This window comes from Streptomyces sp. NRRL S-118 (assembly GCF_000716335.1).
GTDB lineage: Bacteria > Actinomycetota > Actinomycetes > Streptomycetales > Streptomycetaceae > Streptomyces.
Genome location: NZ_KL591020.1, coordinates 134,812 through 135,075 on the forward strand (window position 1 = coordinate 134,812; position 264 = coordinate 135,075).

Annotated in this window: 1 protein-coding gene; it reads right to left on the minus strand. The window is 67.0% G+C overall.

The features are described 5' to 3' along the window. On the minus strand, positions 1–264 hold a 264-nt coding region (locus IH00_RS44330), incomplete at both ends, for a vitamin K epoxide reductase family protein (protein WP_039947492.1).

Sequence of the window (264 nt, forward strand, 5' to 3'; positions counted from 1 at the left end):
GCGCACGTTGTGCGAGGTCACGTACCAGAACATCACGATGGTGGCGACCCAGGCCAGGCTGCACCACAGGCACAGGGCGTTGATCTCGTACAGCGACTGGTGCATGAGCCACATGCAGAAGCCGACGCCGAACAGCGTGCCCGCGTTGAGGCCGAGCCAGTACCAGCGGCGGTAACGCGCGCCCGCCAGCAGGCCGACTCCGATGGCGACGACCATGCCGTACGTGACCAGGCCCAGCATCGGGTTGGGGAACCCGAAGGCGGC